This is a genomic window from Janthinobacterium sp. BHSEK, assembly GCF_056174685.1.
The window spans coordinates 23981-36920 of record NZ_JBWBYV010000071.1; the positions used below are offsets into that span (position 1 = coordinate 23981).

Sequence of the window (12940 nt, forward strand, 5' to 3'; positions counted from 1 at the left end):
GTACGGTGCCGCGCGGCCCCGCGGATGGCGACAGCATCCACGCCACCGAACAGGCATCCGAAGCGCCGCCTGCGGCTGAAGTTCCACCGCCAGCCGCGGTACCGCCGCCATCGCCTGCCAGTCCGTGGAGCAATGCATGGTCGGGCATAGGCGGCCTGCTCGGCAACCGCGGCAATCTGGTCGGCAGCACGGGCAGCGCCGGCACGCCGAGATCCGACAACGATGCGCCGCCCCCCGGCGCCACGCACGTCACCGTGTATTACGCCACCGACCGGAAATACCAGCCCGGCAGCCACAATTATGGCTGGCAGCCCAACCGCGTGGCGCCCTACCTGAGCTATGGCAGCGTCGTGGTGAGCATCCCGGAGAAAAGAGCGCCGGGCGAGCTGCCGTTACCGCCCTGGTACGCCATCCTGTCCGGCGACAATGCGCAAAAATATGTGCTGATCAAGGCAAGCAGGCGCCTGTCGCGCGCGGATTTTCTCGCCACCGTCAAGGCCAGGATACAGGCCGCGCCGGAACGGCGCGCCGCCTTCATCTACATCCACGGCTACAGCAACTCGTTTGACGACGCGGCCCGGCGCACGGCGCAGATGGCGGTCGACCTCGATATCGGCGCCCTGCCCGTGTTCTACAGCTGGCCGTCGAAAGGCACGTTTGCAGGCTATGAGTTCGATGAAAACGCCGCCGAATGGACGCAGGCGCACCTGCAGGCCTTCCTGGCCGATTTCGCCGAGCACTCTTCCGCCACCGATATCTACATCATCGCCCACAGCATGGGCAACCGCCCGATGACCGTGGCCCTGGCCAGCCTGCTGGAAAAGCGCCCCGAGCTGCGGCCCCTGTTCAAGCAGGTGGTGCTGGCGGCGCCGGACATCAATGCCGATATCTTCCGCGAGCAGATCGCTCCCCGTTTTGCCAGCCTCAAGCTTCCCGCCACCCTGTACGCGTCCGCGAACGACAAGGCCATCCGCGCCTCCTACAATTTTGCCGACTGGGACAGGATAGGCGACATCCGCGGCCCCGTCGTCAGCATCCCCGGCATGGAACTCGTCGATGCCTCGGCCGTCATCATGAATTTCATGGGCCACGATTACTTCGCCAGCAACCGCGTCCTGCTGACCGATATCGCCACCATGATCAAGACGGGGCAACGGGCCAGGAACCGCGGCGGCTTGAAAGGCATTCCCTCGCAGGCGCCGCAATACTGGGCCTTTCCCTGAGCAGGGGCCAAGCCCAGTATTGCGGACATAAAAAAACGGAGACCGCGGTCTCCGTTTTTTGTTCACGCTGACAAACCGCGCTTAAGCGAGCTTGCCGTGGCAAGCCTTGTACTTCTTGCCGCTGCCGCAAGGGCATGGATCGTTGCGGCCCACTTTGACGCCCATGCTCACGCTCATGTCGTCGACGTTGTCCATGTTGCCACCGGCGACAGGCGCCAGCAGCTCTTCCGGCGCCGCGTTCGGGTCGAATTCGGCGTGCTGGTAGTGCACGTTTTCCACGTGCGACTGCTGCATCGCCTGTTCGGCCGCATCGACTTCTTCGCGCGACTGGATGCGTACCGTCATCACGTGTTTCGTGACGTCGTTCTTGATCATGTCGAGCATCTGGCCAAACAGTTCAAACGCTTCGCGCTTGTATTCCTGTTTCGGGTTCTTCTGCGCATAACCGCGCAGGTGAATACCCTGGCGCAGGTGATCGAGCGCCGCCAGGTGTTCGCGCCAGTGGCTGTCCACGCTTTGCAGCATGACATTGCGCTCGAAGCCGCCAAACGATTCCTTGCCGACGATATCGATCTTCGACTGGTACACGCCATCGGCCGCGGCCAGCACTTTTTCCAGGATCTCTTCGTCCGTCAGGGTCGCATCGGCTTCCAGCATTTGCTGCAGCGGCAGGTCGAGCTGCCATTCGCTGGCCAGGGTGTTTTCCAGGCCCTTGATATCCCATTGCTCTTCCACCGATTCGCGCGGCACGTATTCGTGCACCAGGTCGGTGAACACGCCGTGGCGCAGCGAGCCGATCATCTCGGAAATATCGGTCGTTTCCAGCAGCTCGTTACGCTGCTGGTAGATGACCTTGCGTTGATCGTTGGCGACGTCATCGTATTCCAGCAATTGCTTGCGGATGTCGAAGTTGCGCGCTTCGACCTTGCGCTGGGCCGATTCGATCGAACGCGAGACGATGCCTGCCTCGATCGGTTCACCTTCCGGCATTTTCAAACGGTCCATCACGGCGCGCACGCGGTCGCCGGCGAAGATGCGCAGCAGCGCGTCGTCGAGCGACAGGTAGAAGCGCGAGGAACCCGGATCGCCCTGGCGGCCGGCACGGCCACGCAACTGATTGTCGACGCGGCGCGATTCGTGGCGTTCGGTGCCGATGATGTGCAAGCCGCCCGCATTGACCACGTGGTCGTGCAGCGACTGCCATTCATCGCGCAAGGTCTGCGACTGGGCTGCCTTGTCGGCGTCGCTCAGCTCAGCATTGGCTTCGATGAACTTGATCTGGTTTTCGACGTTGCCGCCCAACACGATGTCGGTACCGCGGCCGGCCATGTTGGTGGCGATGGTGATGGCTTTCGGACGGCCTGCCTGGGCGATGATTTCCGCTTCGCGCGCATGCTGCTTCGCGTTCAGCACGTTGTGCGGCAAACCGGCCTTGGTCAGGATGCCCGACAGCAGTTCCGAGTTCTCGATCGAGGTCGTGCCCACCAGCACGGGCTGGCCGCGCTCGTAGCAGTCGCGGATGTCGTTCAACATCGCGTTGTATTTTTCCGCCGAGGATTTGTAGACCTGATCCTGGCGGTCCTTGCGCTGCAATGGACGGTTTTGCGGAATCACGACCGTTTCCAGGCCGTAGATTTCCTGGAATTCGTACGCTTCCGTATCGGCCGTGCCGGTCATGCCTGCCAGCTTGGCGTACATGCGGAAGTAGTTCTGGAAGGTGATCGAGGCCAGGGTCTGGTTCTCGTTCTGGATCTTGACGCCTTCCTTCGCTTCGACTGCCTGGTGCAAGCCATCGGACCAGCGACGGCCCGTCATCAGGCGGCCCGTGAATTCATCGACGATCACCACTTCATTGTTCTGCACCACATAGTGCTGATCCTTGAAGTACAGCGCATGCGCGCGCAAGGCCGCATACAGGTGGTGCACGAGGGTGATGTTGGCCGAATCGTACAGCGACGCGCCTTCCGGCAGCAGGCCCATTTCCATCAGGATGCCTTCGGCCTTTTCATGGCCCGCTTCCGTCAGCAGCACCTGGTGCGCCTTTTCATCCTTGGTGTAGTCGCCCGGCACTTCCACCTTGCCCTTGCCGTCCGGCGTTTCTTCGCCGATCTGCAAGGTCAGGCGCGCAGGCACTGCATTGATCTTGTGATACAGGTCCGTGTGGTTCTCGGCCTGGCCGGAAATGATCAGCGGTGTACGCGCTTCATCGATCAGGATCGAGTCGACTTCATCGACGATGCCGAAGTTCAGGCTGCGCTGCACGCGCTCGCGCGCTTCGTAGACCATGTTGTCGCGCAAGAAGTCGAAACCGAATTCATTATTCGTGCCGTAGGTAATGTCCGAGCTGTATGCCTGCTGCTTGGCACTGTGCTCCATCTGCGACATGTTCACCCCCGTCGACAGACCCAGCCACGCATACAGGCGGCCCATGGTCTCGGCATCGCGCTGCGCCAGGTAATCATTGACGGTGACGATATGCACGCCCTTGCCCGACAAGGCATTCAGGTAGGCTGGCAAGGTTGCCATCAGGGTCTTGCCCTCGCCCGTGCCCATCTCCGCGATCTTGCCGAAATGCAAAACCATGCCGCCGATCATCTGCACGTCGAAATGGCGCATGCGCAGGACGCGCTTGCTGGCCTCGCGGCAAACGGCAAACGCTTCCGGCAACAAGGCATCGAGCGATTCGCCGGCGGCGATGCGTTCCTTGAAGGCAGGCGTCTTCGCTTGCAGCTCGGCATCCGACAGCTTTTCGATGGCCGGCTCGAGCGCATTGATCTCGCGTACCGTTTTTTGGTATTGCTTGAGCAGCCGCTGGTTGCGGCTACCGAAAATCTGGGTCAGTAATGACATGCTTGAATTCTTGAAAAAACGCCGTTAAAAAAAGCTCGGTAGCTGACAGCGAGGTAACAATCGCGTGACCGCACGGAGTTCGACTATGGCAAAAGACGATGATTTTATCATGCGTTCCCGCCAAGGTTGGGGTAATGCACCATATAACAATAGCTTAATGACAAACAAATGGCACAAATTGCGGACATTTCCCATACTGTAAGGCAATGCGGCCCGCCCGCCTGCACCGCACCCGCCGCCGCACTCGCCGCCGCACTCGTCATGCGCGGGCGAGTGTGCTATGTTTCGGCCATGCGAACTCCCACTTATTCTCCGGCACCGCGCCGCGGCTACGGCTTCGCCCGTTCCGGCCCGGCCGCGACGGGCGCAACCGATTTTCTGCGCGGCAACGCCACGATGGCTTCCCTGATGCCCACCGTCACGCGCCTGGCCGCCCTGCAAAAAGATTGCGCCAGAGCCTTGCCGGCGATGTTCGAGCATTGCGACATCCTGCAATTCGAAGGCGGCCAACTGGTGCTGGCCACGCCGAACGCGGCGCTGGCGGCCAAGCTCAAGCAGCAATTGCCGAAGTTACAAGGAGAACTGGAAAGAAAGGGCTGGCAGATTGCAGGCATCAAGCTGAAAGTGCAAGTCATCAAGAGCATCGCGCCCATCGTGCATACGCGGGCGCTGGTCTTGCCGGAAAAGGCCATGTCGGCTCTGGAAGAACTGAGCACGGCCCTGCCTGCGTCGAAGCAGAACGAGCAATTGATCGCGGCGCTGCGCAATATGGTCCGCCACCACCGCGAACCTAAAGATTAGCAACGCCAGGCGGCGGCACGTAGGTCGGATTAGGCCCTTCGGGCCGTAATCCGACAACATTGTTGGCGCCTGCGGGGTTGTCGGATTACGGCCTGCGGCCTAATCCGACCTACGTCAACGACCACTCGCGCTCCATTTGCCGGAGATACGACTGCGGCGCCGCCTCGTTCGTGGAGAACGAGACGATTTCATACGATTCCGGCTGCTCCAGCAGCGCCAGCAGCAGCTGGTTGTTCAGCGCGTGGCCCGATTTATGCGCCGTGTAATATGCCAGCAAGGGATGGCCCACCAGGTACAGGTCGCCGATGGCGTCGAGGATCTTGTGGCGCACGAACTCGTCTTCGTAGCGCAAGCCGTCGGCGTTGAGGATGCGGTACTCGTCCATGACGATGGCGTTTTCCAGCGAACCGCCACGGGCCAGGCCCATGCCGCGCAAGCTTTCCACGTCCTGCATGAAGCCGAAGGTGCGCGCGCGCGCCACGTCGTGCACATAGGACACGTCGCCAAAGTCCACCGAGGCGCGCTGCATCGTGCCATCAACGGCCGGGTGATTGAATTCGATGAAGAAATCGAGCTTGAAGCCGTCGTACGGCGACAAGCGCGCCCATTTTTCCGCGTCTCCCTTGCCTTGACGCACTTCCACGGGCTTGACGACCTTGATGAATTTCTTCGGCGCCTGCTGCTCTTCCACCCCCGCTTGCTGCAGCAGGTAGACGAAGGACGAGGCGGAACCATCCATGATGGGAATTTCTTCCGCATTCACGTCGATCACCATATTATCGATGCCCAGGCCGGCCGCGGCCGACATCAGATGTTCCACCGTGGAAACCCTGGCGCCGTCCTTGATCAGTACGGAAGCCATGCGCGTATCGCCCACGGCCATGGCGCTGGCGGGAAACTCCACGATGGGATCGAGGTCGATGCGGCGAAACACGATGCCCGTGTCGATCGCGGCGGGACGCAAGGTCAGTTCGACCTTGGTGCCAGAGTGCAAACCGACACCGATGGTGCGGACCTGTTGTTTGATGGTGCGTTGTTTTAACATCTGTCGATTATATCTATTTGCCGGATTTTCGTTGCGGCGCGGCATGGCCCACGCCAGAAATACCACAGCGGCTCATCACGGATGTTCGCTTTCCGCGTGCACGGCTTCGCGCCGCACCAGGTAAATGCCGCTGCCGATGATGATGGCCGCGCCGATCAAGGTGTATTCGTCGGGCAAGGCGCGCCACAGCATCCAGTCCAGGGCCATGCCCCAGGCCAGGGCCGAGTATTCGAACGGCGCCACGCTGGACGCTTTGCCAAAACGAAATGCCTCCGTGATGGCCAGCTGGCCCAGAAAGCCGCTCAGCGACAAACCGGCCAACAGCCACCAGTCTTCGCGGCGGATGCCCACCCATTCATGTGCCGACAGGGCCACGCCGCCGAGGGCCATCATCACCATCAGCCAGAAGACCATGCTTTCGCTGGCATCCGTGCGGCTCAGGATGCGGCCCGTGACGGCGGAAATGGCGTAGCAGGCGGCCGAGCCCAGCACGGCCAGCCCGGCCAGCGAAAAGAAGCCGGTACCGTCGGGGCGCAGCGCCACCAGCACGCCCAAGAGACCCACGACGATGGCGCACCAGCGCGCGACGTCGACTTTTTCCTTCAAGATAAAAACCGACAGCACCGTGATCAGCAAGGGCGCAACGAAGAACAGCGCATACGTCTCGGCCAGCGACATGCGCTTCAAGCCGTAGGCGAACAGGGTAATCATCAGCACGCCCAGCGCGCCGCGCAGCAAGTGCAGGGGCCAGCGCACCTTCAGCACATTCTTGAAGGCGCCACGGTACAGCAGGTACAGGCAGACGAGCGGCAAGGACGACAGGGCGCGCAAGGCCGTCACCTGCATGGGCGGATAATGCGCGGACAACAGCTTCATGGCCGTGTCCATCAGGGAAAACATGGCGACGGCGACCAGCATCACATAGATGCTGCGCAGGTTGGGATTGCGGGATATCAGGACAGACTCCTGGCGAAAGAGCGGGACCGTCATCATGGCGACGGCCGGAGCCAGGACAGCATGGTCTGGAAAGGCAGGGCCAGGCGGTCAACCAGATTATAGCAAGCGCGGCTGTTTTACCTTATGACACAGGCAACAGCATCACCAGTTTCAATTCATGCTGGCGCGCCAGGTGCAGGGTGACCTGGTTGAAGCTGAGCGCTCCCTGGTGCGCATGCTGGAAGCGGCGCAAGCCCCCGTCGCGGCCCTGCACCTGCTGCGCGCCCCACCACTGGCGAAATTCAGGGCTGGCGCCGGCCAGCTCCGCGATCAGGCCGGCCAGCGGCGCCTGGTCCGCCTGGCGGCCGATATCGGCGCGAAACTCCGCCACCAGCCGCTGCGCCCGCTCGGGCCAGCCGACGATCAGGTCGCGCGCGCCAGGTTCCAGGAACATGAAGCGCAGCTGGTTCGGCGCGTCCCCGTCGCCATGCAGCCAGCCCGTGAACAAGGCGGACGCCGCCCCGTTCCACGCCACGGCATTCCATTCGCGGTCGAGGATGTACGCGGGCGCGTCGATGGCGGCGACGATGGCGGCCAGCTCGGCGCTGGCAGGCCCAGCGCCCTCGCCTGTGCCATGGCTGGGGTCATGCTTGTCGGCCACCTCGAACAGATAGGCGCGCTCGGCCGTGCTCAGTTGCAGCACCTGCGCCAGACGGGCCAGCATCTTGGCCGACGCCGACACGGGCCGCCCCTGCTCCAGCCACGTCAGCCACGTGGGACTGACGTCGCACAATTGCGCCAGTTCCTCGCGCCGCAAACCCGGCGTGCGCCGGCGTCCGCCGCCGGGCAAGCCAGCCATGGCGGGGGTGACGGCTTCGCGCCGGGCGCGGATGAATTCAGCGAGCTTGTTCGACATGGTACAAATGCATGGTAGTAGATATACCAGTATAAGTTATGGTCTTGTTACAGGATAATTTTATCCCTATTCTGCAGGAACTCACCCATCCACAGGAGAAAACCATGCAGCAGCACGATGTCGTTACCGAACAGTTTGGCAAGACGGCGAATGCCTACCTGAGCAGCGCGGTCCACGCGCAAGGGGCCGACCTGGTACTGATGCAGGAATGCGCGCGCCGCCACGGCCAGCCGGCCGTGCTGGACCTGGGCTGCGGCGCCGGCCACGCCAGCTTCGCCGTCGCTCCCGTGGCGGCATCCGTCGTCGCCTACGACCTGGCGCGGCCCATGCTCGACGTCGTCGACCACGCCAGGGCGCAGCGCGGCTTGCACAATATCCGCACGCAACAGGGCGACGTGGCGCGCCTGCCGTTTGCCGACGCCAGCTTCGACATGGTCGTCACGCGCTTTTCCGCGCACCACTGGAACGACGTGGCGGGCGCCCTGGCCGAAGCGTGGCGCGTGCTGCGCCCGAACGGCACCTTGCTGGTGGTCGACATCGTCGCGCCCAAGACGGCCCTGTACGACAGTACCTTGCAGGCGGTGGAAATGCTGCGCGACGCCTCGCACGTGCGCGACTACCGCACCTGCGAATGGGGCGCCAAGTTCGACAACGCGGGCTTTACGCACAGCTTGCACAGCGTGTGGAAACTGACGATGCAGTTCGACGAGTGGGTGGCGCGCATGCGCACGCCGAACGAGCGCGTGGCGGCCATCCGCAACCTGTTCGATGGCGCGCCCGAGGAAGCGCGCAAGTATTTCGCGCTGCAGGACGATTATTCGTTCAGCATCGATGCGGCCATGTTCGAGGCGAAGAAACCACCGGTACAATAGAAAAACGGCGCCAATGGCGCCGTTTTTATTGCGTAGATTGGATTAGCGCGCAGCGCGTAATCCAACAATACCAGAGCAAACGTGATGCGCACGCCGCACGTCGGCTTACGCTGCGCTAAGCCGACCTACGCCGACCTGCGCCGACCTGCGATCTGCTTAAGCCAGCTGGCCCAGCAAGGTTTCGGCGTTCGACACTTCAAACTTGCCGCCCTGCTCGACGTTCAATTGCGTCACGACGCCATTGTCGACCAGCATCGAGTAGCGCTGCGAGCGCGTGCCCATGCCATGCTTGGAAAAATCGGCGTCCAGGCCCAGTGCCTTGCTGTAGGCGGCGTTGCCGTCAGCCATCATGCGCACCACGCCGGTGGCTTTCTGGTCGCGGCCCCAGGCGCCCATCACGAACGCGTCGTTGACGGAGATGCACCAGATTTCATCGACGCCCGCAGCTTTCAGGTCGGCGGCGTGCTTGACGTAGCCTGGCACGTGCTGTGCGGAGCAGGTCGGGGTGTACGCGCCTGGCAGGCCGAAGATGGCGATCTTCTTGCCCTTGACCAGGTCTTGCACGTTGAACGTGTTCGGACCCAGTGCGCAACCTTCGGTTTCGCTTTCGATGAATTCGGCCAGGGTGCCTTCTGGCAGGGTGTCGCCGATCTTGATGGTCATGTTGACTCCTTGTGTGCTGTCGGTTGAGGATGCTGCCGGCGTGATGCCGACACTGCGCGATAGTATGCCTGACTTGCCGTATTTGTGCAGAAAGTGGGCGGAAAGGCAAAGCCAAAAGTCAAAAAACGGCAAAAAAAACGGCGGCCCTCAGGCCGCCGTCATCGCTACTGACATCAGATCACCTTAATCTGCTTGCTTGCGCAGGAACGCTGGAATGTCGTAGGTCTCCATGCCATTCTTTTCCATCGCGCGCACTTGCTCCGAAGCCGATTCGCGGCGCCATACGGCTGGTGCCTTCATGCCGTCGAAACCGGCTGCCGGCGTGGCCACGCCAACCGTCGTCGCCGCCGCTTGCGCGCTACCCATGGCAGCCGACGGGGTCAGCGGGCTGTTGTGGGTGCCGGTACGCAGCACTTGCTGCGGTACCAGCTGGATGTTTTTCTTGGCGCGCCCCAGGCCCGTGGCCACCACGGTGACGCGGATGTCGTCGCCCATGGCGTCGTCGTAGGCGATACCTTGCGCGATCGACGCGTCCGGCGCGGCAAACGCGCGTACGGCGGCCATGACTTCCTTGATCTCCTTACCTTTCAAGCCACGGCTGGCCGTGACGTTGACCAGCACGCCGCGCGCGCCGGAGAGATCAATACCGTCCAGCAGCGGCGAAGCGACAGCCTGTTCGGCGGCGATGCGCGCGCGGTCGACGCCGGAAGCCGTCGCCGTGCCCATCATGGCCTTGCCCTGCTCGCCCATGATGGTTTTCACGTCGTTGAAGTCGACGTTGATATGGCCAGGCACGTTGATGATCTCGGCAATGCCGGCCACCGCGTTGTTGAGCACATCATCGGCGTGCTGCATCCATTCCAGCATGCTTTCGTCTTCGTAGATCTCTTCCAGTTTTTCATTGAGGATGATGATCAGCGAATCGACGTGCAGGGACAGCTGCTCCAGGCCTTCGTCGGCGATGTCCATGCACTTCTGGCCTTCGTACGAGAATGGCTTGGAGACCACGGCCACCGTCAGCGCGCCCAGTTCCTTGGCCACTTCGGCCACGATAGGAGCGGCGCCCGTGCCCGTGCCGCCGCCCATGCCGGCGGCGATGAAGACCATGTGCGCGCCGCGCAGCGAATCGGCGATGCGCGTGCGCGATTCTTCCGCCAGCTGGCGGCCGACGGCAGGCTTCATGCCGGCGCCCAGACCCGTATCGCCGATCTGGATGATGTTGTGGGCCTTCGATGTCGACAGGGCCTGTGCGTCGGTGTTGGCGGCAATGAACTCCACGCCCGACATGCCTTTGTTGATCATGTGTTGGACTGCATTGCCACCCGCACCGCCGACGCCGACGACCTTGATGACGGTACCTAAAGCTGTGTTATCGACCATATCGAACTCCATGATGTGCTCCTATCAGATGCGGTTTCCAAGCGCCAGGCCTCATATTGGTAGGAGAACTGGAGATTGAAAACTGCGGTTAAATATAAAATAAAGTTATGTGTGTGTACCTGCGATGCTGCCAAAAAACCTGACCTGCCGGGCCTGAAATACGCCCTTAAAAATTCCCTAAAAACCATTCCTTCATGCGCTGCCAGACTGCCTTCACCGAGCCGTCCTGACGCGTTACGATGTGGCCGCGCAGGTATTGCTTCTTCGCTTCCAGCAGCAGGCCCAGTACCGTGGCATAGCGCGGACTGCGCACCACGTCGGCCAGCTGGCCCCGATACTCGGGCGTGCCCAGGCGCGCCGGTTTCAGGAAGATGTCTTCCGCCATTTCCACCATGCCGGGCATGATGGAGGTGCCGCCCGTGAGCACGATGCCCGACGACAGCACGCCTTCGTAGCCGGATTCGCGCACCACCTGGTGCACCATCGCGAACAGCTCCTCGACCCTCGGCTCGATCACTGCCGCCAGCGCCTGGCGCGACAGATTGCGCGGGCCGCGGTCGCCCAGGCCCGGCACTTCCAGCGATTCGCCGGGATCGGCCAGAACCTGCTTGGCCACGCCATAGCGGATCTTGATTTCTTCCGCTTCCGCGGTCGGGGTACGCAAGGCCATGGCGATGTCGTTGGTGATCTGGTCGCCGGCGATGGGAATGACGGCCGTATGGCGGATCGCGCCATCGGAGAATACCGCCACATCGGTCGTGCCGCCGCCGATGTCGATCAGCACCACGCCCAGTTCCTTCTCGTCGGGCGTGAGCACCGCATCGGCCGAGGCCATCGGCTGCAGGATCAGGTCCGACACTTCCAGGCCGCAGCGGCGCACGCACTTGACGATGTTCTGCACCGCCGACACGGCGCCGGTGACGATATGCACCTTCACCTCCAGGCGGATGCCGCTCATGCCGATAGGCTCGCGCACATCTTCCTGGCTGTCGACGATGAACTCCTGCGGCACCGTGTGCAGCAATTGCTGATCGGTCGGAATGTTAACCGCTTTTGCCGTCTCGATGACGCGCGCCACGTCGGTCGCCGTCACTTCCTTGTCCTTGATGGCCACCATGCCGCTGGAATTGAAGCTGCGGATATGGCTGCCCGCAATGCCCGCGTACACATTGCGGATCTTGCAATCGGCCATCAGCTCGGCCTCTTCCAGCGCGCGCTGGATGGACTCCACCGTGGCCTCGATATTGACCACCACGCCTTTTTTCAGGCCCTTCGATTCGTGCTGGCCCAGCCCGATCACTTCGTGGCGCCCGTCGGACATCACTTCGGCTACGACCGCCACCACTTTCGAGGTGCCGATGTCGAGGCCGACGATCAGGTTTTTCGCGTCTTTTGTCATTTCTGTCGCCTACTGTATGGGCTATAAATTAAGATTATTGGGTTAAGTCGGTTTTTTAATCGGACTACTGTTTTTCTTCTTCATCACTGGCTTGCCATCCTTGCCTTCGGCCGGTATCACCAGGCCGGCGGAACTGAGCGCCAGGCCATTCTGGTAGCGCATATCGATCGTGTCGATATTCTCCAGCCGGCTCGCCAGCTGCGGGTAGATGCCCACCAGCCGGTCCACCCGCGCCTTCAGGGTCGTATGATTCTGCTCGCGCCCCAGCGCCACGCTCATGCCGTTATCCAGTTTCACCGTCCACGCATAGCGGCTCGACAGCGACAGCGATTCAGGCACCATCTTCAGCGGCGCAAACCACTTTGCCAGCTGCACATAGGTGGCCAGTACTTCCTTTTCGCTGCCATCGGGGCCGGCAAACGCAGGCAATTCATGGTCGTCTTCGGCTTCGGCCACATTGGCGGTAAACACGTCGCCCTTGACCGACAGCAGGCGTCCATCCTCGCCCCAGGTGCCCAGTGCTTCATGTTCTTCCAGCGCCACGATCAGCTGGTTCGGCCACTCGCGCCGCACGCTGGCACGGCGTACCCAGGGCACCGATTCGAACACGCCGCGCACGCTTTCCAGGTTGGTCGTGAAGAAATTGCCCTTGATGCGGCCCAGGGTGCCGCTGCGCAGGGTCAGGTAATTCACATGGCGCAGGCCCTTGTCGTCCGCGCTTTCCACCTTGATCGTGCGCAGGTCGAACATGGGACGCTGCGACACCCACCAGACGCCGGCGGCCACGCACACGACCAGCACCGCGGCCAGCAAGCCGTTGGCAGTCGTATTGAGGCTTTTAGCGTCATGCCACAT

11 protein-coding genes are annotated in these 12940 nt (G+C 62.1%); 3 read left to right on the top strand and 8 right to left on the bottom strand.

Features of this window, described 5'->3' with window-relative positions; translation table 11 throughout:
- Window positions 1-5 precede the first annotated feature (5 nt).
- Complete coding sequence (locus AC0V2Y_RS22695; RefSeq protein ID WP_475413904.1) at window positions 6-1223, top strand: alpha/beta hydrolase; 1218 nt, start codon at window positions 6-8, stop codon at window positions 1221-1223.
- Window positions 1224-1304: 81 nt separating this feature from the next.
- Here the strand turns inward: AC0V2Y_RS22695 and secA are convergent, their stop codons facing one another.
- Complete coding sequence (secA, locus tag AC0V2Y_RS22700; RefSeq protein WP_475413903.1) at window positions 1305-4073, bottom strand: preprotein translocase subunit SecA; 2769 nt, start codon at window positions 4071-4073, stop codon at window positions 1305-1307.
- 291 nt (window positions 4074-4364) lie between these two features.
- On the opposite strand from secA, the gene AC0V2Y_RS22705 reads away from it, so the two are divergent.
- Entirely contained in the window at window positions 4365-4874 is a 510-nt protein-coding gene (locus AC0V2Y_RS22705; protein WP_475413902.1) for a DciA family protein, read from the top strand.
- A 109-nt stretch (window positions 4875-4983) separates the two neighbouring features.
- Here the strand turns inward: AC0V2Y_RS22705 and lpxC are convergent, their stop codons facing one another.
- The 3 genes from lpxC to AC0V2Y_RS22720 form a co-directional block, all read right to left on the bottom strand.
- Complete coding sequence (gene lpxC, locus AC0V2Y_RS22710; protein ID WP_475413901.1) at window positions 4984-5919, bottom strand: UDP-3-O-acyl-N-acetylglucosamine deacetylase; 936 nt, start codon at window positions 5917-5919, stop codon at window positions 4984-4986.
- Between the two features lie 75 nt (window positions 5920-5994).
- On the bottom strand, window positions 5995-6837 hold the full coding sequence (locus AC0V2Y_RS22715) for a DMT family transporter (RefSeq protein ID WP_475413928.1): 843 nt from the start codon (window positions 6835-6837) through the stop codon (window positions 5995-5997).
- A 160-nt stretch (window positions 6838-6997) separates the two neighbouring features.
- Complete coding sequence (locus AC0V2Y_RS22720) at window positions 6998-7771, bottom strand: helix-turn-helix transcriptional regulator (protein ID WP_475413900.1); 774 nt, start codon at window positions 7769-7771, stop codon at window positions 6998-7000.
- Window positions 7772-7875: 104 nt separating this feature from the next.
- On the opposite strand from AC0V2Y_RS22720, the gene AC0V2Y_RS22725 reads away from it, so the two are divergent.
- Entirely contained in the window at window positions 7876-8643 is a 768-nt protein-coding gene (locus AC0V2Y_RS22725) for a class I SAM-dependent methyltransferase (protein WP_475413899.1), read from the top strand.
- 156 nt (window positions 8644-8799) lie between these two features.
- Here AC0V2Y_RS22725 and AC0V2Y_RS22730 read toward each other — a convergent pair whose 3' ends face one another.
- The 4 genes from AC0V2Y_RS22730 to AC0V2Y_RS22745 form a co-directional block, all read right to left on the bottom strand.
- Complete coding sequence (locus AC0V2Y_RS22730) at window positions 8800-9306, bottom strand: redoxin family protein (protein WP_475413898.1); 507 nt, start codon at window positions 9304-9306, stop codon at window positions 8800-8802.
- 183 nt (window positions 9307-9489) lie between these two features.
- On the bottom strand, window positions 9490-10698 hold the full coding sequence (gene ftsZ / locus AC0V2Y_RS22735) for a cell division protein FtsZ (protein WP_475413897.1): 1209 nt from the start codon (window positions 10696-10698) through the stop codon (window positions 9490-9492).
- A gap of 154 nt (window positions 10699-10852) precedes the next feature.
- Window positions 10853-12085 carry a cell division protein FtsA gene (gene ftsA / locus AC0V2Y_RS22740; protein ID WP_010394955.1) on the bottom strand — a complete coding sequence of 411 codons (1233 nt, stop codon included), beginning with the start codon at window positions 12083-12085 and terminating at the stop codon, window positions 10853-10855.
- Window positions 12086-12127: 42 nt separating this feature from the next.
- Window positions 12128-12940, bottom strand: a complete 813-nt coding sequence (locus AC0V2Y_RS22745) for a cell division protein FtsQ/DivIB (RefSeq protein ID WP_475413896.1) — start codon at window positions 12938-12940, stop codon at window positions 12128-12130.